At 37.9% G+C, this 224-nt stretch carries 1 protein-coding gene; it reads right to left on the bottom strand.

Annotated elements, in window-relative coordinates:
• A partial coding sequence (locus H3V00_RS11355) for a DDE-type integrase/transposase/recombinase (protein ID WP_198208187.1) occupies positions 1-224 on the bottom strand: 224 nt, incomplete at both ends.

Genomic DNA, 224 nt, shown 5'->3' with positions numbered 1-224 from the left:
GTTCTATGTAGCCGTTTTGATAAGGACTACCAGGTTTAATGTAATCTATGCTTATTCCATGTGATTTTGCCCAGCTTGTGAATCTGTTTGAGGTAAATTCTGTGCCATTATCAACTCGTATTTTTAATGGATAACCGTAATATTGAGCCAGTCTATCTAAATACCGGGTAATTCTACCTGCCGATAAACTGACCGCAATATCAATGCCTAATGCCTCACGATTA

The sequence above is a fragment of the Snodgrassella sp. W6238H11 genome, from assembly GCF_016100525.1.
Lineage (GTDB): Bacteria > Pseudomonadota > Gammaproteobacteria > Burkholderiales > Neisseriaceae > Snodgrassella > Snodgrassella alvi.
This window is presented reverse-complemented; position numbering and strand designations above follow the sequence as displayed.